At 58.9% G+C, this 23469-nt stretch carries 23 protein-coding genes; 12 read left to right on the top strand and 11 right to left on the bottom strand.

Going from position 1 to position 23469, the window contains the following annotated elements; translation table 11 throughout:
• Positions 1-26: 26 nt before the first annotated feature.
• Together cysQ and nudE are read right to left on the bottom strand one after the other, a co-directional pair.
• Positions 27-854 carry a 3'(2'),5'-bisphosphate nucleotidase CysQ gene (cysQ, locus tag AB4N48_RS23070; RefSeq protein ID WP_460095576.1) on the bottom strand — a complete coding sequence of 276 codons (828 nt, stop codon included), beginning with the start codon at positions 852-854 and terminating at the stop codon, positions 27-29.
• Between the two features lie 7 nt (positions 855-861).
• Positions 862-1431: an ADP compounds hydrolase NudE gene (gene nudE, locus AB4N48_RS23075; RefSeq protein WP_016772166.1), complete on the bottom strand. Its 570-nt coding sequence runs from the start codon at positions 1429-1431 to the stop codon at positions 862-864.
• Between the two features lie 88 nt (positions 1432-1519).
• Here nudE and yrfG point away from each other — a divergent pair, with 88 nt between their 5' ends.
• Positions 1520-2182, top strand: coding sequence for a GMP/IMP nucleotidase (gene yrfG, locus AB4N48_RS23080; protein ID WP_460094372.1), 663 nt, complete (start codon positions 1520-1522; stop codon positions 2180-2182).
• A 24-nt stretch (positions 2183-2206) separates the two neighbouring features.
• On the opposite strand, the gene AB4N48_RS23085 is transcribed toward yrfG, so the two are convergent.
• Complete coding sequence (locus tag AB4N48_RS23085) at positions 2207-3202, bottom strand: IS110 family RNA-guided transposase (RefSeq protein WP_460066159.1); 996 nt, start codon at positions 3200-3202, stop codon at positions 2207-2209.
• Between the two features lie 360 nt (positions 3203-3562).
• Positions 3563-4003, bottom strand: a complete 441-nt coding sequence (gene lysM, locus AB4N48_RS23090; RefSeq protein ID WP_123585632.1) for a peptidoglycan-binding protein LysM — start codon at positions 4001-4003, stop codon at positions 3563-3565.
• Positions 4004-4140: 137 nt separating this feature from the next.
• On the opposite strand from lysM, the gene AB4N48_RS23095 reads away from it, so the two are divergent.
• From AB4N48_RS23095 to AB4N48_RS23110, 4 genes are all read left to right on the top strand, one after another.
• Positions 4141-5028 carry a LysR family transcriptional regulator gene (locus tag AB4N48_RS23095; protein ID WP_252868618.1) on the top strand — a complete coding sequence of 296 codons (888 nt, stop codon included), beginning with the start codon at positions 4141-4143 and terminating at the stop codon, positions 5026-5028.
• 92 nt (positions 5029-5120) lie between these two features.
• The gene (gene fdhD, locus AB4N48_RS23100) at positions 5121-5960 is read left to right on the top strand and encodes a formate dehydrogenase accessory sulfurtransferase FdhD (RefSeq protein ID WP_071174078.1); all 840 of its coding nucleotides are present in this window, start codon (positions 5121-5123) and stop codon (positions 5958-5960) included.
• Positions 5957-8305 carry an FdhF/YdeP family oxidoreductase gene (locus tag AB4N48_RS23105; protein WP_056787127.1) on the top strand — a complete coding sequence of 783 codons (2349 nt, stop codon included), beginning with the start codon at positions 5957-5959 and terminating at the stop codon, positions 8303-8305. The genes fdhD and AB4N48_RS23105 overlap by 4 nt, the downstream gene beginning before the upstream one ends.
• A 332-nt stretch (positions 8306-8637) precedes the next feature.
• On the top strand, positions 8638-9123 hold the full coding sequence (locus tag AB4N48_RS23110) for a glycine zipper domain-containing protein (protein WP_039756448.1): 486 nt from the start codon (positions 8638-8640) through the stop codon (positions 9121-9123).
• Positions 9124-9178: 55 nt separating this feature from the next.
• On the opposite strand, the gene AB4N48_RS23115 is transcribed toward AB4N48_RS23110, so the two are convergent.
• The 3 genes from AB4N48_RS23115 to AB4N48_RS23125 all read right to left on the bottom strand — a co-directional run bounded on the left by AB4N48_RS23115 (position 9179) and on the right by AB4N48_RS23125 (position 13069).
• A complete protein-coding gene (locus AB4N48_RS23115; protein WP_071174077.1) occupies positions 9179-9598 on the bottom strand; it encodes an acyl-CoA thioesterase in 420 nt (139 codons plus the stop codon).
• Positions 9599-9700: 102 nt separating this feature from the next.
• A complete protein-coding gene (locus AB4N48_RS23120) occupies positions 9701-10927 on the bottom strand; it encodes a 3-hydroxyacyl-CoA dehydrogenase (RefSeq protein ID WP_460094374.1) in 1227 nt (408 codons plus the stop codon).
• 213 nt (positions 10928-11140) lie between these two features.
• On the bottom strand, positions 11141-13069 hold the full coding sequence (locus tag AB4N48_RS23125) for a RecQ family ATP-dependent DNA helicase (protein WP_305381982.1): 1929 nt from the start codon (positions 13067-13069) through the stop codon (positions 11141-11143).
• Positions 13070-13340: 271 nt separating this feature from the next.
• On the opposite strand from AB4N48_RS23125, the gene AB4N48_RS23130 reads away from it, so the two are divergent.
• From AB4N48_RS23130 to AB4N48_RS23140, 3 genes are all read left to right on the top strand, one after another.
• A complete protein-coding gene (locus AB4N48_RS23130; RefSeq protein ID WP_252887128.1) occupies positions 13341-14483 on the top strand; it encodes a lipase family protein in 1143 nt (380 codons plus the stop codon).
• A 324-nt stretch (positions 14484-14807) separates the two neighbouring features.
• On the top strand, positions 14808-15254 hold the full coding sequence (locus AB4N48_RS23135) for an antitoxin PaaA2 family protein (protein WP_056787116.1): 447 nt from the start codon (positions 14808-14810) through the stop codon (positions 15252-15254).
• Entirely contained in the window at positions 15254-15526 is a 273-nt protein-coding gene (locus tag AB4N48_RS23140) for a type II toxin-antitoxin system RelE/ParE family toxin (protein ID WP_056787114.1), read from the top strand. The genes AB4N48_RS23135 and AB4N48_RS23140 overlap by 1 nt, the downstream gene beginning before the upstream one ends.
• A gap of 177 nt (positions 15527-15703) precedes the next feature.
• Here AB4N48_RS23140 and AB4N48_RS23145 read toward each other — a convergent pair whose 3' ends face one another.
• Together AB4N48_RS23145 and hslO are read right to left on the bottom strand one after the other, a co-directional pair.
• Positions 15704-17245, bottom strand: coding sequence for a phosphoenolpyruvate carboxykinase (locus AB4N48_RS23145; protein ID WP_016772179.1), 1542 nt, complete (start codon positions 17243-17245; stop codon positions 15704-15706).
• 181 nt (positions 17246-17426) lie between these two features.
• Positions 17427-18329, bottom strand: coding sequence for an Hsp33 family molecular chaperone HslO (gene hslO / locus AB4N48_RS23150; protein ID WP_460094376.1), 903 nt, complete (start codon positions 18327-18329; stop codon positions 17427-17429).
• Between the two features lie 107 nt (positions 18330-18436).
• Between hslO and AB4N48_RS23155 the strand changes: the two genes are divergently transcribed.
• On the top strand, positions 18437-19237 hold the full coding sequence (locus AB4N48_RS23155; RefSeq protein ID WP_130887608.1) for a phosphatase PAP2 family protein: 801 nt from the start codon (positions 18437-18439) through the stop codon (positions 19235-19237).
• A gap of 98 nt (positions 19238-19335) precedes the next feature.
• On the opposite strand, the gene AB4N48_RS23160 is transcribed toward AB4N48_RS23155, so the two are convergent.
• Positions 19336-19743 (bottom strand): RNA-binding S4 domain-containing protein, encoded by a 408-nt coding sequence (locus AB4N48_RS23160; RefSeq protein WP_460094378.1) that lies wholly within the window; start codon positions 19741-19743, stop codon positions 19336-19338.
• Between the two features lie 116 nt (positions 19744-19859).
• Between AB4N48_RS23160 and rimA the strand changes: the two genes are divergently transcribed.
• Genes rimA through rimK form a run of 3 tightly spaced genes read left to right on the top strand, consistent with a single transcriptional unit; the run spans position 19860 to position 22036 of the window.
• The gene (rimA, locus tag AB4N48_RS23165; protein WP_323620221.1) at positions 19860-20639 is read left to right on the top strand and encodes a S6 modification regulatory phosphodiesterase RimA; all 780 of its coding nucleotides are present in this window, start codon (positions 19860-19862) and stop codon (positions 20637-20639) included.
• 15 nt (positions 20640-20654) lie between these two features.
• Positions 20655-21134, top strand: a complete 480-nt coding sequence (gene rimB / locus AB4N48_RS23170) for a retropepsin-like aspartic endopeptidase RimB (protein WP_016772184.1) — start codon at positions 20655-20657, stop codon at positions 21132-21134.
• Positions 21131-22036 carry a 30S ribosomal protein S6--L-glutamate ligase gene (rimK, locus tag AB4N48_RS23175; RefSeq protein WP_024011184.1) on the top strand — a complete coding sequence of 302 codons (906 nt, stop codon included), beginning with the start codon at positions 21131-21133 and terminating at the stop codon, positions 22034-22036. The genes rimB and rimK overlap by 4 nt, the downstream gene beginning before the upstream one ends.
• An 86-nt stretch (positions 22037-22122) precedes the next feature.
• Here the strand turns inward: rimK and AB4N48_RS23180 are convergent, their stop codons facing one another.
• Positions 22123-23436, bottom strand: a complete 1314-nt coding sequence (locus AB4N48_RS23180) for an ATP-binding protein (protein ID WP_016770645.1) — start codon at positions 23434-23436, stop codon at positions 22123-22125.
• Positions 23437-23469: the final 33 nt, after the last annotated feature.

Genomic DNA, 23469 nt, shown 5'->3' on the forward strand with positions numbered 1-23469 from the left:
GGTGAGGGGAATTGCGGATCAGGCAGTTAGCCTCGGGCCAACTCCAACAACCGTCCGCGCCACGCAGCCTTCGCCGGCAGCGCCAGAAAGAACTCGTTCAACAGCGATTCTCGCGGCGGATAACTGAACGCTTCACCCTTCAAATCCAGCACCTCGCCCCCCGCCCCTTCCAGCACGCCCTGCGCTGCCGCCGTGTCCCACTGCGAAGTCGGCGCCAGTCGCGGATAGCAATCAGCAGCACCTTCGGCCAACAGACAGAACTTCAAGGAACTGCCGATATTGGCCAGTTGCAACTCACCAAGACTGGCGCTCAACCCGGCCAGCAAACGCTCTTGCTCGGGACTGGAATGTCGACGGCTGGCGACCACGGTAAACGCCTCGCCCGGCGCAGGCACATCGCGCACCTGAATCGCCGTCGGCGTACCGCCCTCGTCGCCACGCCAGGCTCCAAATCCGGCGCCGCCGACATAAAAACGACCGTTGGTCGGCATCGTCACCACACCAAACACCACCCGGCCATTTTCGATCAGCGCGATGTTGACGGTGAATTCTTCGCTACCGCTGATGAACTCCTTGGTACCGTCCAGCGGATCCACCAGCCACCAGCGCTGCCAACCGGCGCGAACACTTTGCGGGATGTCGGCGTCCTCTTCGGACAGCACCGGAATGCTCGGATCCAGCGCCATCAGCCCGGCAACGATAAGGTGATGGGCGGCCAGGTCGGCGGCCGTGACCGGCGAATCATCGGACTTGGCCGTGACTTCAACGCCGGCGCGCCAGAACGGCAGAATCGCCTCGCCAGCCTGTAAAGCCAGCGCAACCACAGGTGCCATCAGCGGATGGGGAAAATTCATCGACGTCTCACTCATAGCTGAACACCCCGCGCTGGCTCAGCAGGTCGCGGGTCAGATACAGCGCAGCCAAGGCGCGGCCCTCGGAAAATTGCGGATTCTGCGCCAGTGCCGACAGTTCGCGCAGGTTGACCTTGTCGACCCGCATCGGCTCCGGCTCATCACCTTCCAGCCGCTCTTCATACAGGTCGGTGGCCAGCACCACCTGGATTTTCTGGCTCATGTAACCGGGCGACAGCGACAGCTCGGTCAGATGTTCCAGTTGACGTGCGCCATAACCGGCCTCTTCCTTGAGTTCCCGCTCAGCGGCCGCCAGCACGTCTTCGCCCGGCTCGATCAGGCCTTTGGGCAGAGACAGTTCGTACTCGTCGGTGCCGCCGCAGTATTCCTCGATCAACACTGCGTGTTCGGCATCAAGCATCGCGACGATCATCACCGCGCCGTAGCCCGCACCCTTGCCGACCAGACGCTCGTAAGTGCGCTCCACGCCATTGGAAAATCGCAGCTTGAGTTCTTCGACGCGAAACAGGCGACTGGTGGCGACGATCTCGCGGGCGAGTACGGTGGGTTTCTGGCGCATGCAAAGCTCCTTGGCGTGAACGCGCTACTATAACGCGGCTTTCCCGATTGTTTGCGTCGGATATCTTTTCACCGTTCGAGACGTTGCCATGCCTTCTTTACCGTGGTCCGACATCGATACCGTTCTGCTCGACATGGACGGCACGCTGCTGGATCTGCACTTCGACAACCATTTCTGGCTCGAACACCTGCCCCAACGCTACGCCGAACTGCACGGCATCAGCCGGGCCATGGCCGAGCTGGAATTGCAGCCGTTGTTCGAGCGCCACGCTGGCCAGTTGCAGTGGTACTGCCTGGATTTCTGGAGCGCAGAACTGAAATTGTCGGTGCGTGAACTGAAACAGGAAACTGCCCACTTGATCGCCCTGCGCGCCGATGCCGATACCTTTCTCGGCGCAATCAAACGCGCCGGCAAACGGGTGATCATGATCACCAACGCGCACCGCGATTCGCTGTCGTTGAAACTGGAACGGATCGAACTGGCGCCGTACTTCGAGCGGCTGATCAGCTCGCATGACTACGGTTATCCCAAGGAGAACCCGCAGTTCTGGGATGCCTTGCAGGCGGACATCGGTTTTGATCCGGCGCGCAGCCTGTTTATCGACGACACCTTGCCGATCCTGCGCAGTGCGCGGGATTTTGGCGTGGCGCACTTGCTGGCGGTGAAAGAACCGGACAGCCGCAAAGGGCCGAAGGACACAGCGGAGTTTGCCGCAGTCGAGAATTACCGCGATTTGATTGCAGGGCTTTGACCCCTGTAGATACTCTGTTCACGGTCAAGCTTTTTGGGTGTGTTTATCGCTAAAAAGCTTGGCTGTACTGAAGTCTTCGCCTGCCCGCATGCAGGCCCATAGTCCGGTCAGGTATTTGCGCATGACTGCGACAATAGCCTGCATCTTCCTCTTTCCTCGAGCCACCAAGGCTTCGTAAAACGCTTTAACGTTCGGGTCGCAACGTATGGCGGTCAGCGCAGGCATGTACATCGCTGATCGCAAATAGGCATTGCCGCCCTTACTTATCCGGCCGGGTTTATCAATGCTGGTGCCTGATTGCGTGAGTCGGACATCGAGTCCGGCATGGCGGCTGACCTGCGCTGACTTGAGCGTTACCGGTAAGGTCGTCAGTTCAGCCAGCGCCGCAAATACTGAGATCTCACCCATGCCAGGGGCGGCGATCATGTGGGCGAACTGGGCGCTCAACGTTGGGCAGTTGTCGATCAATGCACGACCCGCTAGTCGGAAACGCTCGATTCGTTTGTCAAAGGCGTTGATGGCTTCTTCTTCGTCTTCAATCAGCATCAGAAGAGTTGTTTGAGTGGCTTTTAGTGCATGCAGCTCGTTTTTGGCGCGGGTGCGATGACCCGTCAAACGATTGATGTGGCGACCGATAGCGCGTAGCTCAAGCTGTATTGAAGTGGGCGGCGTCCACAACCTTGGGCTCATGCGTTCGCCGTACTCAGCTAATAACTGGGCATCGATTGCGTCCGTTTTGCTGTTTTTCAGCATCAGTTTTGCAAAGTTGTGAAAACTCTTCGGATTGATAACCGAGACTGGCAAACCCGCCGCAGCGAGCTCCATGGCCAAGTCCAGATAGTAGATTCCTGTGGCTTCCATCACCACAGACATAGGCTTGAGCTCAAGCAATTTGCCGACAGCAGCTTTGCGCCCCGCCGGTGTCTGGTCGATATTGCACTGACCTGCAAAGCGGCCGCCATTGCGCCAGCCCATCGCTGTAGTGCGAGATCCCACATCCAAGCCGACGTGCATGTTCATGCTTTCAACTCCAAGAGAACTGAGTTAAAAATGCTTCCTGGTTCCCCTGACCTCGAACTTCATGCCACTGCAACCTTGTAATGCGAAGTCCGACTCGTCGGCTTCTCGATACTCTTCGTGGTGGGCAATGAGGCGGGGGGACCTCTCTACATACAAGGTCAGGAGCAAGTCCTGCCTTAAGGAGCGATCGGTCTCCCCCAGAAACACATCTTCGTATGTCGCACCAGCGAGCTTAGATCTCATTCATGCTGGTGTGTGGGGAACATACAAGGAGCTGCCGCAGGCTGCGATCTTTTGATCTGCTTTTTTTAAAGTCCAAGTCAAAAGATCGCAGCCTTCGGCAGCTCCTACATGATTGCGTTATTTCGGAATGCGCAGTTTTTGTCCCGGATAGATCTTGTTCACATCCTTGAGCATCGGTTTGTTGGCATCGAAGATTTTCTGGTACTGGTTGGCATTGCCATAGACGCGCAGGGAGATCGCACTGAGCGTGTCACCTGCCTTGACCTCGACAAACTCGGCAGCCACGACGACCGGTCCGGTCACCGTGATCTGATCATCGACACTGCCTACGCCCGCAATGTTGCCCACCGCGAGCAGAATCTTTTCCTTCTCTTCCTGGCTCGCCACTTCACCGGTCACCGTCACCTTGTCGCCATCCACGGTCGCCTGCACGTTGGGATTGCCCAACCCGACCTTGCTGATATGTTCCTTCAACTGCTCACTCGCATTGGCATTGCCTGGGGTCAACAGATCAATCAGCTTCTCACCGGCCTCTTTCACAAAGCTCAACAGACTCATAGCGCACACTCCTTGATTTGGGTTCCAGTCGTCCAAGCCTAGACCACCCCGGCCAAACCCGGTTCCAGTCCGACCAATGACGCTGCCGCGCCGCTGGCGGTAGAATCGCCACACCCCGCCAACCGCCCGGAGCGAAGATGGACATCAAGCAACTGAAATTCCTCATCGCCCTCGACGAAACCCGCCATTTCGGCCAGGCCGCCGCGCGCTGCCACATCACCCAGCCGACCCTGTCGATGCGCTTGCGCAGCCTCGAGGAAGAACTCGACCTGCCATTGGTCAATCGCGGCCAGCGCTTCGAAGGCTTCACCGCACCGGGCGAACGCGTGCTGGCGTGGGCGCGTACGGTGCTGGCAGCCTATGACGGCTTGCAGGCGGAAGCGGCGGCCTGTCGCGGCAATCTGATCGGTACGCTGCGCCTGGGCGTGGTGCCGCTGTCGAGTTTCGATCCCTTGCCGCTGATGCAACGACTGCACGCGGCGCACCCGGACCTGCGTTTCGAGCTGTCTTCGCTGAGCTCCGAGCAGGTGCTCGAACACCTGGCGAACAACCGCATCGACATTGGCGTGTCGTATCTGGAGCGTCTGGACAGCGAGCGCTTCGATTCGCTGGCCTTCAACGAGACGCGCATGGGCCTGCTCTATGACGAGCGCTCGTTCAGTTTCGGCGATGAACCCCTGAGCTGGGAATCGCTGATCGAACTGCCGCTGTGCATGCTCACCAGCGGCATGCATTTTCGCCAGTCCATCGACCACAACTTCCACAGCCGTGGCCTGACGCCGCAACCGCTGTTGCAAACCGACGCCGTGCATCAACTGCTGCAAGCAGTCCACGGCGGTTTTTGCTGCGCAATCATGCCCCTCGACGGCGGCGCGGAAACCCTCGCCGATCACCTGCGCCTGCAACCGATCGAAAATGCCCACACCCTCGCCCCGCTGGGCCTGATCATGCGCCGTGGGGCGCCGCGTTCAGCGCTGGCAGAAGCCTGTTTCGCGCTTTATCAGAAATCGTCAAAAGACGCTTGATCGACGGCATCTATCGGTAGATCGGTAATAGCGATTAGACGCGACAACTTGCCGCGCCTAGTCTTGACCTAGATCAAACCGTCGGTGATGCCATGAACGCCAAGCGCCCAGCCTGCGCGGCGCCAGCAATTGAAACGCCCGCGCCAGCCGCCAGCCAGACCTACAGCTACAGCGATCTACCCTTTGAGGCATCGGCCAGCACCGCGCTGGCCGAGGAAGTCGCGTTGGCGATCGCCTACAACGGCATCAGCCAGGCGGTGATGCTGGTGACCCCGACCGACCTTGAAGATTTCATCGTCGGCTTCAGCCTCGGCAGCGGCATCATCGAAGACGCCAGCGATATCTACGATCTGCAACTGACAGGCGCAGGCTCGGCGCAATACGCGCAAGTGACCATCGCCAATCGCGCATTCTGGAACCTCAAACAGCAGCGTCGGCAGTTGGCCGGCACCAGCGGCTGCGGACTGTGCGGCGTCGAAGCCGTCGAACAGGCGCTGCCTGAGCTCAAGGTGTTGCCGGGCGCAGCCTTGCCACCGATCGAATGGCTCGACGGTTTGCGCCAGCGCATCGGCGCTTTTCAGCCGCTCGGTCAGCACTGCGGCGCGGTGCATGCGGCGGTGTTCATGAACGCCAGTGGTGAACTGCTGCTCGGTCGTGAAGACATCGGTCGGCATAACGCGCTGGACAAGCTGATCGGCGGACTGATCCGCCAGAAGATATCCACAGAGGGCGGGCTGGCGATCGTCACCAGCCGTTGCAGCCTCGAATTGATCCAGAAAGTCTTGCGTGCCGGCATCCAGACCCTGGTCAGCCTGTCGGCGCCTACCGGCCTGGCCGTGCAATGGGCCCGGCGCCATAACCTCAATCTCATCCACCTGCCGCAGAAAAGTGCGCCGCGGGTGTACAGCCCCGCGATGGAGAATCAAGCGTGAGCCAACATCATCAAGCCGACCAGAAACCTGTCCCGCGCTACAAGCCTTACAAAGGTGCCGCCGGCGGCTGGGGCGCCCTGATCAGTGTGGCCCAGGCGTGGCTGACCAGCGACAACGCCCTGAAAAACCTGCGCATGATGCTCAAGACCAACCAGAACGGCGGCTTCGACTGCCCGGGTTGCGCTTGGGGTGATTCGCCGGAGAGCGGCATGGTCAAGTTCTGCGAGAACGGCGCCAAAGCGGTGAACTGGGAAGCGACCAAGCGTCGCGTCGACGCGAAATTCTTCGCCAAGCACAGCGTCACTTCCCTGTTGGAACAAAGCGATTATTGGCTGGAATATCAGGGTCGCCTGACCGAGCCGATGGTCTACGACGCCGAGTCCGATCGCTACAAGCCGATCAGTTGGGAAGATGCCTTCGCTCTGATCGGCAAGCACCTGCGCAACCTGCCAAGCCCGGATCAGGCTGAGTTCTACACCTCGGGGCGCGCCAGCAACGAAGCGGCGTATCTGTATCAACTGTTCGTGCGGGCTTACGGCACCAACAATTTCCCTGACTGTTCGAACATGTGCCACGAGGCCAGCGGCGTAGCGTTGGCGCAGAGTGTCGGGGTCGGCAAAGGCACGGTGACCTTCGACGACTTCGAACACGCCGACGCGATTTTCGTCTGGGGCCAGAACCCCGGCACCAACCATCCGCGCATGCTCGAACCGTTGCGTGAAGCGGTGAAACGCGGCGCCCAGGTGGTGTGCATCAATCCGCTGAAAGAGCGCGGTCTGGAGCGTTTTCAGCATCCCCAGCACCCGATCGAAATGCTCACCAACGGCGACAAGCCGACCAACACTGCGTACTTCCGCCCGGCACTCGGCGGCGACATGGCGGTGCTGCGCGGCATGGCCAAGTTCCTCCTGCAATGGGAACGCGATGCGCAGAAGGCGGGCGAGCCGGCGGTGTTCGACCATGACTTCCTCAATGCTCACAGCGCCAACGTGCTGGAGTACCTCGCCACGGTCGACGATACCTCGTGGGAGCAGATCGTCGAGCAATCGGGCCTGACCCTGGTCGAGATCGAGCAAGCAGCGCGCATGTACGCCAAAGGCAAGAACGTGATCATGTGCTGGGCCATGGGCATCACCCAGCACCGTCATTCGGTGCCGACCATTCAGGAAATCGCCAATCTGATGCTGCTGCGCGGCAATATCGGCAAACCTGGCGCCGGTCTGTGCCCGGTGCGTGGTCACAGCAACGTGCAGGGCGACCGCACCATGGGCATCAACGAGCGTCCACCGGTGGCGTTCCTCGATTCGCTGGAGCGTCGCTTCCAGTTCAAGGTGCCGCGTCATAACGGTCACAACGTGGTCGAGGCAATCCATGCGATGGCCGAAGGTCGCGCCAAGGTGTTCATCGGCTTGGGCGGCAACTTCGCCCAAGCCACGCCGGACAGCTCACGCACCTTCGAAGCGCTGAGCAACTGTGACCTGACTGTGCAGATCAGCACCAAACTCAACCGCAGCCACCTCGCTCACGGTAAAGACGCGCTGATCCTGCCGTGCCTGGGCCGTACCGACATCGACATCCAGACCGAAGGCCCGCAAGCGGTGACTGTGGAAGACTCGTTCAGCATGGTCCACGCTTCCAACGGCCAGTTGCAGCCGCTGTCGAACCAGATGCGCTCGGAGCCGTCGATCATCGCCGGCATCGCTGCCGCGACGTTGGGCAGCCAACCGGTGGACTGGAACTGGCTGGTAGCCGATTACGGGCGCATTCGCGAACTGATCGCCGACACCATCCCGAGTTTCAAAGACTTCAACGACAAGATCAAAAACCCGGGCGGCTTCTATCTGGGCAACTCGGCTGGCGCCCGCAAGTGGAACACGCCATCGGGCCGTGCCAATTTCCGCGCCAACCAGTTGCCGAAAGATCTGGTTCACGAACGCACCCGTGCCACTGGGCAGGTGCCGGATCTGATCCTGCAATCGATGCGTTCCCACGATCAGTACAACACGACGATCTATGGTCTCGACGACCGCTACCGTGGCGTGAAGGGCCAGCGTGACGTGCTGTTCGCCAACGAGGCCGACATCATTCGCCTGGGCTTCCGTCCTGGGCAGAAGGCCGACATCGTGTCGATCTGGGACGACGGTCGCGAGCGTCGGGTGAAAGGTTTTACATTGTTGGCGTTCGATATTCCTGCGGGGCAGGCGGCGGCGTACTATCCGGAGGTCAATCCGCTGGTGCCGCTGGAAAGTACGGGGGATGGCAGCCACACGCCGACGTCGAAGTTCATTGCGATCCGGCTGGAAGCGGCGAGTGAGACTGGGTTGATCATGGCTAAATCCGCTTAACCGCGGAGCCAGATCCGGCCCCTTCGCGAGCAGGCTCGCTCCTACACTTGGAATGCATTTCAAAGGTGGGAGCGAGCCTGCTCGCGAATGCGATCGACCTGTCAACAGATCTGCCGTGGCAAAGATTTTCGACCGCCCACAAAAAAGGCCGTTTCTGCATGAAAACGGCCTGTCCGAAGTAGCTAAAGACCGGCGAAAATCGGTTAAGTTCCGGTGAAAAAACAGTAACTTGCAATATTGTATACAAGTCGTGTTATTCGTCGGATTTTGATTGTCACGCCCATTGCAGAGCTTCAGGATCGGCGCCGTCATCCCTTTGAGGCTCATCCTCTATGAAGTTCTCCTCGATTCTCTTGTTGTCCCTTGGCCTGGTCAGTGGCTTCGCTTCTGCCGGAGGCACCACCGAAGCAGGTGTGGGCGGCGCATTGGGCGGGGTTCTTGGCTCGGTCGTCGGTCAATCGTTAGGCGGCAATACAGGTTCCACCATCGGCGCAGCCCTGGGCGGCGCGGGTGGTAGTGCGGTCGGTGCAGACAAGCGCAGCCGTGGCGAAGCGGCCATCGGCGGTGCACTGGGTGCAGCCGGCGGTAACGTGGTTGGCCGTAGTCTCGGCGGCACCACCGGCAGCCTGATCGGCTCCGCCGCTGGTGGCGGCGCAGGTGGCGCACTGGGTAACTACATGGGCAACAAGAGTGACGACGATGATCGTCGTTACGACCGTCGCCATGATGACCGTCGCTACTACCGCGACCGTGGTCATCCAGGTCGCGGCCATGCCTACGGCCACCGCAAGCATCACAAGTACTATCGCCACCACTAAGGCGAAGGCTTGAACAAAAAATCGCAGCTTTTGGGCTGCGATTTTTTTTGCGCGTCTAGACCACCAGCCGCTCCAGCGCCCCGCGCAAACCGGCAGGAATCGGCACCGGCTGATTGCTCGCCCGATCGACAAACACATGCACGAACCGTCCCGCCGCACACGCCTCGCTTTCGCCGACCTTGAACACAGCCAATTCATATTGCACCGAACTGTTGCCCAGCTTGCCGACCCGCAGTCCGATCTCGATCAGATCGGGGAAAGCGATCGAGGCAAAGTAATCGCAGGCGGAACTGACCACGAATCCCACCACTTCGCCGTCATGAATATCCAGGCCACCGACCTGAATCAGGTAGGTATTCACCGCCGTGTCGAAGAAGCTGTAGTAGGTAACGTTGTTGACGTGACCGTAGGCGTCGTTGTCGTGCCAGCGTGTGGTGATGGGCTGGAAGTGGGGGTAGTCGCAGCGTTGATTCATGCAGGGTTCTCGCATTTTCTTACTTGAATTTGATCGTGAGGACGAACACTTTACCTGTGGGAGCGAGCCTGCTCGCGAAGGCGTCAGCACAGCCGACCGGTGTCAACGATCAGCAAACCCCTTCCCCTGCGCCGCCAGTTCGCCAATCAGCCGCGCCGGCGTCCACTGATCGCCCTGCCGCGTCTCCAGCGCCAGCAAGCGCTGATGAATATCCGCTAGCCCCTGCCGATCCGCCCACGCCATCGGCCCACCCTTATCCGCTGGAAAACCATAGCCGTTCAAGTACACCAGATCGATGTCATGGGCCGAGCCGGCAATGCCTTCCTGCAAAATCTTCGCGCCTTCGTTGACCAGAGCCAGCAAACAGCGCTCAACGATTTCTTCGGGACCGATGTCGCGACGCTGGAAACCCAGATCTTCGCTGACCCGCAGTACCAATGCATCGACCTCGGGATCATGCTCGGCCTGGCGACTGCCCGGCTCATAATGGTAATAACCGTTACCGGACTTTTGCCCGAACCGGCCCATCTCACAAAGGCGGTTATCCACCTGAACTTCGGGCGCATCCTGCCCCTTGCCAGCTAGCTCCCGAGCACGCCATTCCAGATCGATGCCAACCACGTCGTACATGCGAAACGGCCCCATGGCGAAGCCGAAGCCTTGCAGCGCGGTATCCACCTGCTGTGGATAAGCGCCTTCGAGAAGCATCTTGCGCGCTTCCAGTACATACGGATGCAGCATGCGGTTGCCGATAAAACCGTGGCAGTTGCCCGACACCACACTGACCTTGCCCATGCGCTTGCCAAGCGACAACGCTGCCTCGAGTGCCGCTGGCGAGGTCTGCGCACCGCGCACGATTTCCAGCAATTTCATGATGTGCGCGGGGCTGAAGAAATGCAGACCCAGCACCTGTTCCGGGCGCCGGGTCGCAGCCGCGATGGCGTCGATGTCCAGCGCCGAGGTGTTGCTCGCCAGCAAAGCCTCGGGCTTGAGCAAGCCATCCAGCTCGCGAAAGATCTTCTGCTTCAGTTCAAGGTTTTCGTACACCGCTTCGATCACCAGATCGACATTGCGAATCGATGCGTAATCCGCCGCTGCTGATACGCGAGCCATTCGCGCATCCGCTTCGGCCTGATCGATGCGGCCCTGACGCACGTTGTGTGCATAAGTTTCGGCGACCGTCGTCAGCGCCTGCTCAAGCATCTGTGGATTGTTGTCCACCCACTGCACGCTCACGCCGGCATTGGCCAGGCACATGACGATGCCACGGCCCATGGTGCCCGCACCGATCACCGCAGCTTGCTGGATTTCGAAGGATGTCTGGCTCATGTTGTTCTCTTGTGGGTGGCCCGAAGACAGATTCCAACCTTAGTCAGGCAACGGCGGTTTTTGAAGTTTATTAGCGTGATGATCGACATTCAGCGGATGGATGGAGGCTCTGCCTTGATGACACTTGAAGTAGGAGCTGCCGAAGACTGCGATCTTTTGATCTTGAAAAAATCAACATCAAAAGATCGCAGCCTTCGGCAGCTCCTACAGGGGTCAAAGGTGCTCTTGCGCCCACTCGCGGACCTGCGCGTAGGGGTATTCTTCCAACGCAGCAAAACCCGGTATCGCCCGCGCCTTGAGTTTGGTGAACAACGGCACGCTGATTCCGCACAGGAATCGCGTCAGACGTTCGGCCGATGGAATACGCCCTGTTTGCTGCTCATGCCTGTGGATAAATTCACCACACAACTGCGCGAAGTTTTTATCCACAAGCGGCGGCAATGGCGGCGGCTCCGGCAACCGCGCGATCTGGCCGTGACATACCGAACAATGGCCACAACGCTCGGGGGCATTGTGGTCACCGAAATACTCGGCCAGGCGATAACCCAGGCAGCGTTCGGTGGCAAACACCTCAAGCATGGCGTGAATCCGCGCCACTTCAGTCTGTTCGTGGCGGGTGAAATACTCGTGCAGCTCAGCGCTCAGGGCGTCGCTGGCAAAATCACTTTGCAGCAGGCTGTAAACCTCGGTCATTTGCTTGCTTTCAAGCTCGACCCAGCCTTTTTCCTGGAAGTAATCAAGCGCTGTCACCACGCGATTGCGCTCGGCGGAATACTGCGAAAACATCGCTTCGAAATCTACTGTGGCCCAGGTGCGTGCTCGCGTGGACGTCCTGATGATCGCCGCAACGAAATCCCTGCGCTCGCCTTCGAAGCGCTGAAGCAATGCTTCAGGCTCAAGCAGATATTTGAAGCGGTATTCAGCGTAATAAGCGTAGCGCGGCGCGATCAGGCCTCGCAGTTCCAGCTGCACCAGCAAAGTCTTCAACGGCAACGAGCGAATGTTGCTCTGATCCGCCAATGGCCCAAGCAAAAACTCCCATTGTCCGTCCGGCACTGAGGCTTTGAGCTCTTCGAGCACATAATGAATCCCGTCGCGTTCGGGTGTATCACCGTAGACGAAATTTTCCAGCACATTGAGGCTGTCGCGGTTGGCCAGTACCAGGCAGTCGGAGAGCTGCCCGTCACGCCCGGCGCGGCCGATTTCCTGGCTGTAGTTTTCGATGGATTTGGGCAGATCGAAATGCACCACGTTGCGGATGTCGCTCTTGTCGATGCCCATGCCGAAGGCAATGGTGGCGACAATGCAATTGGACTGCCCGGCCATGAAGCGGCGTTGAATGTCTTCACGCTGATCGTGGGGCAAACCGGCGTGGTAAGCCTCGGCCTGGATTCCATTGCGTTGAAGATGCTCGGCGATGTGCTCGGCGGTCTTCTGCAACGTCACGTAGACAATGCTCGGTTGCCCAGGACGCTCGGTCATCCATTCGACCAGACGCTGGCGTTTGTCCTGACCGCGTACAGGCTCGACCAGCAAATTGAGGTTGGGCCGATAGAAACCAGTGGTCACTACATCGTCCGGAGCGATGGCGAATTTGGCCTGCATGTCGGCGATGACTTTTGGTGTCGCCGTGGCGGTGAGCAGCAAAGCCTGCGGAATGTTGAACTGACGCTGGTAGTCGGGCAGTTTCAGATAGTCCGGCCGAAAGTTGTGGCCCCATTCGGAAATGCAGTGCGCCTCGTCGACCACCAGCAACGAGATCGGCACCTGCTGCAGGAAATTGCGGAAGCGCTCGTTCTTCAAGCGCTCGACGGAGATCATCAGAATTTTCAGCTCGCCCGAACGCGCACGGGCCATGACGTCGTTGGCATCCTCGCGGCTCTGCGCCGAATCGATACTGCCTGCCGAGATGCCGCGGGACTTGAGAAACGCCAGTTGATCCTGCATCAACGCCAGCAACGGCGAGACCACCAATGTCAGGTGTGGCAGTAAAAGTGCCGGCAGTTGGTAGCAAAGCGATTTGCCGGAGCCGGTGGGAAAGATCGCCGCCGCCGAACGCCCCGCCAGCACCGCGCTGACAGCGGCCTCCTGACCGGGGCGAAACTGTGGATAACCAAAAACCTGTTCCAGGGTGTGGTGCATTTACTGTCACTCCTTTGACTGCTGCCATGCCCAAAGCCTAGCGGGCGATCGCAGCGAGTCGAGAAAAGGTCGGGGTTGAATCGATACTGAATGATACATGGGAAGCGAAAACCAAGCGTTTAACAATCGAAGCGCCTCGACATACTTTCGAAAAGCTCAGCTACATATATAACAAACTTCACATTACAAACGCAGACACAACAGCGCCCTTTATTTTTAACACCACCTAAAACTAACTTGACTGCTCTTATACATAAGCAAGAGCAACGAAATGACAACTTTAACAATATTTTTCTGCGGCACCGGCTCCAACAAATTTGATGACAAACATAAAAGCTTCTGGGACGGCGAAATCGTTTCTACGCTCGCTGCACACCACAGCGGACGCGAATTTGCCGAGTGGATCGTCGTCGATGGCCCTGGCAGCGGCAATATGCAAGCCGACGACCTGTTCACCAAGACCTCTGAATACGGCCTGTCCGGCACGCTGTTCGGCAAAGGCTGGGATGAAAACGTGCAGCACGCTGTGAACATTATCAAAGGCAAATGCGACTGGCAGCGTAAACAACTGACCGAGTTAGAATATAACCGTCTGAAAGCCGCAGGCATTCCTATTGAAGATGTGAAAGTGGAAGGCTCCTGGTTCTGGCGCCAGTATAACTATGGCGATCGGAGTATCACGCAACAGAAGTTGCAGGAACAGATCATCAAGACTTTCCGCAAGAACGGCGTTATTCCCGCGCGAGTCAATCTGGTCGGCTGGAGCCGTGGCGGTATCAGTTGCCACATGCTCGCCAATGCGATGTTCCAGGACGCTGCACTCAAACATATTCCGGTGAATATATTTGCGATTGATCCAGTCCCGGGCATCGGCAACTTCCAGGAAAACCGCGTCAAACTTCAATCCAACGTCAAGGAATACATCGCCTTCTATGCCCGCGACGAGCGCTCAAAAGGCTTCAGCTGCGTGATCCCGCAAACCGCTACCGGCACCAAAACCTCGATCTATCCAATGGCCGGTCGCCACGCCACCCTCGCCGGCAACGCCACGGCCCTCGGCGGCGATCCCACCAACAGCAGCGACCTCAATGCGCTGATCGAGCCCGGCCGCATCGTTCGCCATCTGGCGGAAATCTGCCTCAAGCGTTGGGGCGTGCCACTGAGCAAAACGCTCAATCTGAGCGATGCCGACCTGCTGCGCTTCACCGGCACCATCGTCAGCGACGAAGCCCGCTACAAGAAGATGCACAGCCAGTCCTACACCTATTTCACCGAACAGGACAAAGGCGAGCGCTATGTCTCGCTGGGCAGCAAAGGCGTGCCGTTCTCGGCAGTCAAAGGCACGATCTACCGGCCGGCAACAGGACTGACCACAAGCCTGCTGGATATTTCTGGCTACCAACATTTGCGTTGAAAAGCGTTTAAGAATCGGTAGCAACGTCTGGCGAATTGTTCGTCCCGTTCCTACTTCACGCAATGCCTTGTCGGCTATCGCGAGCGGGTGGTGCGAACCTATAGTCGTGGGTGTCGCTGCTTTGGCAGCGACACCCACATCACCCACGCCCTGTACCTGCTGACACAGGACGGCTGGGACCTGCTGCAAGTCAGATGCCCCCGGCTAAGTAACAAACGAAACATCATCGCTGCACACGCCGTGTCCAGCACCAGGAGTCAAAATTTGCAAACTACTATTGATTGCGTACGATGGGAGCCATTACTCAGCGAAGGGCTCGCATTTATGGCCAGCACTGAAATCATCGATCACAGCGCCCTCGTTCGCTTGGTCGAAAACGGTTCTGTGAGCGGCACAATTATCGTCGCGAAACCAGGAGGCTGGTCGGTCGAGATTCGGCAAGGCAGCCGCAAATGCGCGCTGACAGCACAACGCAGTGGTCAGGTGCGCCTGTTCAAGAGGCTGGAGACGCTTGTGACCTATCTGCAGGGCTTGGGCATCAGCCAATTCAACGTGGATGCCTCCGGCTATGACCCGCTGCAACTGAAAACCTACGCCAGGCCTGATCGCTCTGAAGCGTTGAAACAAGCCCATGAAGCGGCCGCTTATGAGGAATGGTTCAAGCGACAGGTGCAGATCAGCATCGATGATCCAAGGCCAAGTATCAGCGATGAAGATGCTCGCCGAATATTCGCCGCCAAGCGTGATGCCCTGCGTCAACGAGGGCGCTGATGAGGTTGGTCTGGCGCCCGGAAGCGCTTGCTGACCGAGACCGGATAATGGACCGAATCGGTCAGGACAACCCAGACGCTGCTGCGGATCTCGATGAAATGTTCGAATCAAAAGGGGAAATAGCAAGACAGCGCCCAACCTTGTACCGAAAGGGCAGGGTCCTCGGAACACGTGAAATCGTTGCGGCCGCCAACTACGTCATCGTCTACGCAATCAAAAAAGACCGGGTGGAAGTGCTGCGTGTCATGCATGCACGGCAGCAATGGCCTTAATTAGAGGATCATGTTGCAGTACTGTTGAGTGGCATTACTCTGGCCGTATCAGGCCAAAAATGAATGAATACTGCTACATGGCAAGTGACGAACCGCCGTTGAGATGAGCTTACCCAAATCTTCGCCCATGAAAAAACCGCCCCAAAGGGCGGTTTTTTATTCACTGCAAACTACTACTTACAACTTCGGCCCAGCCGCCTTGATCGCGTCGCTCACTTCGAACTTCTTGAAGTTCTCGATGAACAGACCGGCCAGTGCTTTCGCTGCCTCGTCGTACGCCGCCTTGTCAGCCCAGGTGTTGCGTGGGTTGAGCAGGTTGGTGTCGACGCCTGGTACGGCCAGAGGCACGTCGAGGTTGATGGTGTCCAGGTGCTCGGTGGCAGCACCGATCAGAGCGCCGCTCTGGATCGCTGCGATCACCGCGCGGGTGGTCGGGATGTTGAAGCGTTGGCCGACGCCGTAGCCGCCGCCGGTCCAGCCGGTGTTGACCAGGTAGACCTTGGAGCCGAAGCCGCGGATGCGCTTGATCAGCAGTTCTGCGTATTCGCCAGCCGGACGCGGGAAGAACGGTGCGCCGAAGCAGGTGGAGAAGGTCGACTTGATGCCGCTGCCCGAACCCATTTCAGTCGAGCCCACCAGTGCGGTGTAGCCGGAAAGGAAGTGGTAGGCCGCTTGCTCTTCGTTGAGGATCGACACTGGCGGCAGTACGCCGGTCAGGTCGCAGGTCAGGAAGATCACCGCGTTTGGCTCGCCACCCAGGTTCTTCTCGGAACGCTTGGCAACGTGCTCCAGCGGGTAGGCGGCGCGGCTGTTCTGGGTCAGGCTGACATCGGCATAATCGGCGTGCTTGGCGTCGTCGATGACGACGTTTTCCAGCACCGCGCCGTGCTTGATGGCTTTCCAGATAACCGGCTCGTTCTTCTCGGAGAGGTCGATGCACTTGGCATAGCAACCGCCTTCGATGTTGAACACCACGCCTTCGCCCCAGCCGTGTTCGTCGTCACCGATCAGGTAACGGCTTTCGTCGGCCGACAGGGTGGTTTTACCGGTGCCCGACAGACCGAAGAACAGGGTCACGTCACCGTCTTCGCCGATGTTGGCAGCGCAGTGCATTGGCAGCACGTCAGCGGCCGGCAGCAGGAAGTTCTGCACCGAGAACATGGCTTTCTTCATCTCGCCGGCGTAACGCATGCCAGCGATCAGCACTTTCTTCTGCGCGAAGTTGATGATCACGCAACCGTCGGAGTTGGTGCCGTCACGCTCAGGCACGCACTCGAAGTTGGCAACGTTGAGCACTTGCCATTCTTCACGGCCAGCCGGGTTGTACTGGGCCGGGTTGATGAACAGGCAACGACCGAACAGGTTCTGCCAGGCAGTCTGTGTGGTCATTTTCACGGCCAGGTAGTGATCTTCCGCCGCGCCTACATGCACGTGGGAAACGAAGTGCTCTTGCGCGTTGTTGAAGGCCTCGACGCGAGCCCACAGGGCATCGAACTTGTCGGCCGGGAACTTGCGGTTGATCGGGCCCCAGGCAATAGCGGCCTGGGTGGAAGGCTCTTCAACGATGAAACGGTCGACTGGCGAGCGGCCGGTGCGGTGACCGGTGCGAACAACCAGAGCGCCGGTATCGGCAAGCTCGCCTTCACCGCGATTCAGGGCTTCTTTTACCAGATCATCAACACTCAGATCGGTGTACACGGCGTTATTGGCTTGCGTCATGAGGTTCCCCGTCGGCCAGTGGCCGAGTGTGCTCCAAACGTTTTGTAGTAGAAAGTCGTGCACTACTACCGCGAAAAAAGTGGGCCGGATTATGCCAGAAAAGCCCAAAAAGAGTAGGGTCCTCCCGTCGTAACGGCGATATTCCGTCATTCCGCAGTGAATTTACCTGCGCTGAACCGTTTTAGTGACGGGTATCTGACGGCGTATCGACGCCCGCGCCAGCGAACAATTGAGCAATATCGGCCGCGTCGAACAGGTACTGCTGATTGCAGAACTGGCAATCTATCTCGACTTTGCCGCCCTGCTCGGCGGCCAGCGCCAACGCATCTTCCAGCCCAAGACTGACCAGCGCATTGCCGGAGCGTTCCCGCGAGCAGCTGCAACTGAAGCGCAGATGCTGCACATCAAACAGACGTACCTGCTCTTCGTGGTACAGGCGATGCAGCACGGTTTCGTTGTCGAGGCTGAGCAATTCATCGGCGCTCAGAGTGCTGGCCAACGCGGTGAGATGCTGCCAGCTGGCGGCGCGGTCCTCTTCGTCTTTCAAGCGATCGGCGGGGAGTTGTTGCAGAAACATGCCACGGGCACGACGACCGTCGGCGAAGAGCTTGAAGCGGGTGCCGACCTGTTGTGACATGACGAAATAGTTGGTGAAACAGTCCGACAGTGTCTCGCCGTCAAGATCAACAATGCCCTGATAGCGCTGGCCAACAGTCGGGTCGACGGTCAGGGCCAGAACGCCGTTCGGCATCAAGTCGGCAAGAGTCGCGTCAACCGCGATCTGCTCGGCGTTGTAACGCGCCAGACCACGGATCTCACGCTCGCTGGAGCACTCGATCATCAGCAGCGGAATCGGCCCTTCCGAGCGCGCCTGCAAAATCAGCAAGCCATCGAACTTGAGCGTGCCGACCAGTAACGACGCGGCCGCCATCAGTTCGCCGAGCAACTGCGCAACCGGCTCCGGGTACGGGTGTTTGGCGAGGACTTCGGCGTAGCTGCGCTCCAGCGCTACCAGTTCGCCGCGAGTGTCGCTGTCATCGAAGATGAAGCGTTGAGTGAAATCGGTATCCGCTAGGTCGGTCATAGGTCTGGGTATCTGAATGTGATGACAAAATGGTTACAAAACGTGAAAATTTGCGCTTGCTGGCACTTTTTTTGATGCCGGCGCTTTTTCGCCATGGGAGGCATTTTATGAACAATCCGGGTTTGTTCCAATCAAGATGGAACCTCGGCCGGCTGGTTCTGTGTAACGTAGTGCCGCTGGCGCTACTGGCTTTCTGGTTATGGCCTACCGGTCAGATGCTGTGTGTGATTTTCGACGAGTGGCTGTTCCGCTCGTTGAATGCGCCGCTGGCCAGCAACCCGATATGGCTCCACATCTGGGCAATTGCAAGTCTGCGCCCGTTCGACATCGTCGTCGGACTGATTCTGCTGACGCTGCTGATCAAGGGCGATTGGGTTTTCAGGGCGATCGACGTGCGTCGTGCGTTCTTCGGTTTTTTCTCGATCCTGCTGCTGATGGTGGTGATCCGCGCGCTGTTTTCCAAATTCGCCGATCACATGGGCTGGCAGCACAGCAGCCCGTCAATGGTGCTTGAGGGCGCCGTGCACATCAGCGATTACTTTCCGCATCTGGAAAAAACCTGGGAGCTGAAGGACCGTTCGGGCCAGAGTTTTCCCGGTGATCATGCCTCGGTGTTGTTGATCTGGGCGTTGTTCATGGGCGTGTTCAGCCGCACCGTTGGACAATTTCTAACGGTCTGGGGTCTGGCCGTGTTGTTCATGTTGCCGCGTCTGGTGGCAGGCGCGCATTGGGGTCAGGACGACTACATCGGTGGTGTGCTGCTGGCGGTATGGGCGTTGGGCTGGGGTTACTACACGCCGTTTGCCTATCACGCGTCGAACTTCTGGTTGAAGCTGACCGCGCCGGTTTTCACGCTGTTGGGCAAGCTGCCGATGCTGTCGCGGATGAGTGTGGTGCGTAGCGCCTGATACCGCGTCGTACTCGATTCGCGAGCAGGCTCGCTCCCACAGACGACCTCGATCAAATGTGGCAGCGAGCCTGCTCGCGAAGAGGCCGGCACAACGTTTCAATCTTCGTTGCTGCTACCGCGAAACTTGAACAGATCCCGCCGCTGTTTCTTGCTCGGTTTGCCATCGGTGCTCACGCCCAACGAGCCCGCCTGGCGCATCGCCGCAGCTGCTTCACGCTTGGCAATACTCGCTTCGGTCTCGGCATACAAGGTCTGCGCCTCGGGCGCGCCGCGCCGCACGATCGACAATGCCTCGACCCTCACCGTGCGCACTTCGAAGCCGGTGCGAATCTCGAACTCATCACCAATGCGCGGCTCCTTGCCCGGCTTGCAGCGCTCGCCACGACAATGCACCTTGCCGCTTTCGATTGCTGCTTTGGCCAGAGCACGCGTCTTGTAGAAACGCGCCGCCCATAGCCATTTATCGAGACGGACCTTGTCGTCCTCCTCCTGCTTCTGTCCCATATGAATTCCTCGCTCAGCCAGTAGTCGGAACTGTACTACCGTTTCTGTCGGGCGCAAGAACTCGGCCCTCCAGATTGACTGTGATCTTCGCCGCCCGACCGGCCTGGAGTGACCGCGTGACTAAATTTCCAACTTCGTTGACCTCACCCAGGGGCGGTTGCCAGGGCTGCCAGCAAAGCGAACCGCTGGATTTCGATTTTGCCTTCGCCTACCAGCCGATTGTCGACCTGCGCGATCAATCGGTATTTGCCCACGAAGCGCTGGTGCGAGGCGTGTCAGGGGAAGGTGCTCTGTCGGTGTTAAATCAGGTTACAGAAGACAACCGCTACCGTTTCGACCAGCTCTGCCGGACCCGCGCCATCGAAGGTGCAGCGAGCCTTAATATGCAGACACACTTGTCGATCAACTTTTTGCCCAACGCCGTCTACCGTCCAGAGCTATGCATTCGCAGCACACTGGAGGCCGCACGCAAACACAACTTTCCGATCGATCGGCTGATTTTCGAAACTCTGGAAATCGAGCACGTAGATAATTATCGCCATTTGACCAATATTCTGCGTGAATACCGCGAATTCGGCTTCAAGACCGCCATCGACGATTTTGGTGCCGGCTATTCGGGGCTCAATCTGCTGGCTGATTTCCAACCGGACCTGATCAAACTCGACATGGCGCTGATCCGCGATGTTGACCAAGACCGTGTCCGTCAGGTGATCGTTCGGGGGATTGTCACAATGTGTGCGGAGTTGGACGTTACAGTCATTGCCGAAGGCATAGAAGGCGCCGGGGAGCGGGATTTCCTCGCGGACTGTGGAATATTCCTGATGCAGGGCTACTGGTTCGCCAGACCTGCATTCAAAGCGTTGGCCCAGGTGCCGGACGAGGCCTGGAAGCGTTAACCCTTGGTTTTTTCTTTGAAGACATTTGATCATTTGACCGTTGTCGGTCTGCGCGAGTGGGTGGCGCTCCCGGGTTTGGGAGTTGCGGGCCTGCGCGCAAAAATCGACACCGGCGCCAGCACCTCCAGCCTGCACGCCACCGACATCGAGCCTTTCGAACGCGACGGCGAGAAATGGGTGCGCTTCACTGCGCATCTCGGCACGGTGGTGCAGTTGCGTCACCGGCGCTGCGAAGCGCCGTTGGTCACGCGCAAAACCATCAAGAGCTCCAACGGCCATGCCCAGGTGCGCTATGTGATCAGCACCACGCTGGCCCTGGGTGATCGGGTCTGGCCGGTGGAGTTCACTCTGGCCTGCCGCAAGTCCATGCGCTATCGCCTGCTGCTCGGTTCCAAAGCCCTGATCGATGGCCAGTTGGTGGTCAATCCGGGCATCAAATATGTACAAGACAAGCCGGTGTTCCCGGTATCTACCTCCTCCACAGGTGTTGCATGAAGATCGCTGTGCTGTCGCGTAATCCGCGTCTGTATTCCACCCGCCGTCTGGTCGAAGCCGGAATCGAGCGCGGGCATGAAATGGTGGTGATCGACACCTTGCGCGCCTACATGAACATTGCCAGCCACAAGCCGCAGATCCATTACCGCGGCAAACCGCTGGAAGGTTTTGACGCGGTGATCCCGCGGATCGGCGCATCGGTGACGTTCTACGGCTGCGCGGTGTTGCGTCAGTTCGAAATGATGGGCGTGTTCCCGCTCAACGAGTCGGTGGCAATTGCCCGCTCGCGGGACAAATTGCGTTCGCTGCAGCTGCTGTCGCGGCGCGGCATCGGTTTGCCGGTCACCGGTTTTGCCCACTCGCCGGACGATATTCCCGACCTGATCGCCATGGTCAACGGTGCACCGCTGGTGATCAAGGTACTGGAAGGCACCCAGGGCATCGGCGTGGTGCTGTGCGAAACAGCCACGGCGGCAGAATCGGTGATCGAGGCGTTCATGGGCCTGAAGCAGAACATCATGGTCCAGGAATACATCAAGGAAGCCGGCGGCGCGGATATCCGCTGCTTCGTGGTCGGCGACAAGGTGATCGCGGCAATGAAGCGCCAGGCCAAACCGGGCGAGTTTCGTTCCAACCTGCATCGCGGCGGCAGCGCCAGCCTGATCAAGATCACCCCGGAAGAACGCATGACCGCGTTACGCGCTGCCAAGGTCATGGGCCTGGCAGTGGCGGGTGTGGATATCCTGCGTTCCAATCACGGTCCGCTGGTGATGGAAGTGAACTCGTCGCCGGGACTGGAAGGCATCGAAACCACCACTGGCAAGAATGTCGCCGGGATCATCATCGAGCATCTGGAAAAGAATGGCGGGCCGAATATGACTCGCACCAAGGGCAAGGGCTAAAGCAAAAGATCGCAGCCTTCGGCAGCTCCTACAGGGGAATGCATTTCGTGTAGGAGCTGCCGCAGGCTGCGATCTTTTTTCCGCCGTTACACCGCATCTCGGGGCAACATCAATCCCAACGGCAATCTCACCCGCGCTTCCAGTCCCCCCCCGGACCGGTTGCGCAATTCGACATTGCCGCCATGCATCGCCGCAATCCTTTTCACGATCGCCAGCCCCAGCCCGGTGCCTTTGCCACCGCGAGCCCGATCACCTCGGGTAAACGGGTTGAAGATCGCTTCAAGCTCGGACGGATCAATACCCGCGCCACGGTCCATCACGCTCAGCACCACATACGGCGCGCTGGTATCTCCCGACACATAAGCCGCGACTTCAACACCCGTGCCGGCATGGTTCAAGGCATTGCCGATCAGGTTGTTGAGCAGGCGTTTCATCGACACCCGACGCAGCGGAAACGGCTGGATCGGTTCCAGGCGCAGGCGCACTTTCTCTTCGTTCTGGTTGTATGGCGCGGCGACTTCGCGCACCAGATCGCTGAGGTCGACCTCTTCCACCGACTCGTCACGACCGTCGCGAATGAACGCGAGGAATTGGTCGAGAATCGCGTCCATGTCTTCGATGTCGCGGACCATGTCGTCGGTGAGGTCGGTGTGATCGCCCATCAGTTCCAGCGACAGGCGCAAGCGCGTCAGCGGTGTCCGCAAGTCGTGGGAAACCCCCGCCAGCATCAGCTCGCGCTCACGCCCGGCCTGTTCGACGTCCTCGGCCATCTGGTTGAAGGCGCGATAAACCTCGGTCATTTCGCTCGGCGTATCACTGATCGGCAGACGTACGCTGCGACCCTGGCCGAGTTGCCGCGCGGCATACACCAGGCGCTTCAACGGCTGGTTGAGCTGGCTGACGAAAATCCATGCGGAGGCTGTCGACAACAGGCCGATGGCGAGGAACCAGCCGAGCACGTTCCAGATTTTCTGGCCGCGCAGCGGATGTGGATACAGCGGCACTTTCAGCCAGCCATCGCCCAGACTCGGTGCCCTCACCCACAGCGCCGGCGGCGAATGCATGCGCAAACGCACCTCGGTGTCGGCACCCAGTTCCGCCTGCATCTGACGTTGGTAGATTTCGCTGTACGGCCAGTGCTGTTCGCCTTCCGGCACACCGGCGCCGACCACCCGAATCAGGGTCGCGGCATCGGCAATTTTTGCGCGGTTCTCTTCGTCGGCGGCCCAATAGGCGCGTAGCGTCAGAGCGACACCATGGCTGTATTGGCGATCCACCAGCACGTCCTCGTTCATCAACAGATAAACCAGGGTCAGCGCCTTGGAAAACAGCACGACGATCAGCACCAGCCAGAGGGTGCGGGAGAAAAAACTTTGGGGGAACCAGACGGGGGTTTTCATCTTTAACCGCTACACACTTGCAGGAGCGAGCAA

The organism is Pseudomonas sp. S2_C11 (assembly GCF_054668395.1).

What these genes read in the sequence shown, in the direction of transcription:
- AB4N48_RS23135 (WP_056787116.1), top strand. Translation starts at nt 14,808, where the DNA reads ATGGCCAGCACTGAAATCATCGATCACAGCGCCCTCGTTCGCTTGGTC.
- hslO (WP_460094376.1), bottom strand. Translation starts at nt 18,329, where the DNA reads ATGACCGACCTAGCGGATACCGATTTCACTCAACGCTTCATCTTCGAT.
- fdhD (WP_071174078.1), top strand. Translation starts at nt 5,121, where the DNA reads ATGAACGCCAAGCGCCCAGCCTGCGCGGCGCCAGCAATTGAAACGCCC.
- AB4N48_RS23155 (WP_130887608.1), top strand. Translation starts at nt 18,437, where the DNA reads ATGAACAATCCGGGTTTGTTCCAATCAAGATGGAACCTCGGCCGGCTG.
- AB4N48_RS23115 (WP_071174077.1), bottom strand. Translation starts at nt 9,598, where the DNA reads ATGAATCAACGCTGCGACTACCCCCACTTCCAGCCCATCACCACACGC.
- AB4N48_RS23125 (WP_305381982.1), bottom strand. Translation starts at nt 13,069, where the DNA reads ATGCACCACACCCTGGAACAGGTTTTTGGTTATCCACAGTTTCGCCCC.
- rimK (WP_024011184.1), top strand. Translation starts at nt 21,131, where the DNA reads ATGAAGATCGCTGTGCTGTCGCGTAATCCGCGTCTGTATTCCACCCGC.
- AB4N48_RS23120 (WP_460094374.1), bottom strand. Translation starts at nt 10,927, where the DNA reads ATGAGCCAGACATCCTTCGAAATCCAGCAAGCTGCGGTGATCGGTGCG.
- AB4N48_RS23095 (WP_252868618.1), top strand. Translation starts at nt 4,141, where the DNA reads ATGGACATCAAGCAACTGAAATTCCTCATCGCCCTCGACGAAACCCGC.
- AB4N48_RS23145 (WP_016772179.1), bottom strand. Translation starts at nt 17,245, where the DNA reads ATGACGCAAGCCAATAACGCCGTGTACACCGATCTGAGTGTTGATGAT.
- AB4N48_RS23110 (WP_039756448.1), top strand. Translation starts at nt 8,638, where the DNA reads ATGAAGTTCTCCTCGATTCTCTTGTTGTCCCTTGGCCTGGTCAGTGGC.
- AB4N48_RS23085 (WP_460066159.1), bottom strand. Translation starts at nt 3,202, where the DNA reads ATGAACATGCACGTCGGCTTGGATGTGGGATCTCGCACTACAGCGATG.
- yrfG (WP_460094372.1), top strand. Translation starts at nt 1,520, where the DNA reads ATGCCTTCTTTACCGTGGTCCGACATCGATACCGTTCTGCTCGACATG.
- lysM (WP_123585632.1), bottom strand. Translation starts at nt 4,003, where the DNA reads ATGAGTCTGTTGAGCTTTGTGAAAGAGGCCGGTGAGAAGCTGATTGAT.
- AB4N48_RS23130 (WP_252887128.1), top strand. Translation starts at nt 13,341, where the DNA reads ATGACAACTTTAACAATATTTTTCTGCGGCACCGGCTCCAACAAATTT.
- cysQ (WP_460095576.1), bottom strand. Translation starts at nt 854, where the DNA reads ATGAATTTTCCCCATCCGCTGATGGCACCTGTGGTTGCGCTGGCTTTA.
- nudE (WP_016772166.1), bottom strand. Translation starts at nt 1,431, where the DNA reads ATGCGCCAGAAACCCACCGTACTCGCCCGCGAGATCGTCGCCACCAGT.
- AB4N48_RS23160 (WP_460094378.1), bottom strand. Translation starts at nt 19,743, where the DNA reads ATGGGACAGAAGCAGGAGGAGGACGACAAGGTCCGTCTCGATAAATGG.
- AB4N48_RS23180 (WP_016770645.1), bottom strand. Translation starts at nt 23,436, where the DNA reads ATGAAAACCCCCGTCTGGTTCCCCCAAAGTTTTTTCTCCCGCACCCTC.
- AB4N48_RS23140 (WP_056787114.1), top strand. Translation starts at nt 15,254, where the DNA reads ATGAGGTTGGTCTGGCGCCCGGAAGCGCTTGCTGACCGAGACCGGATA.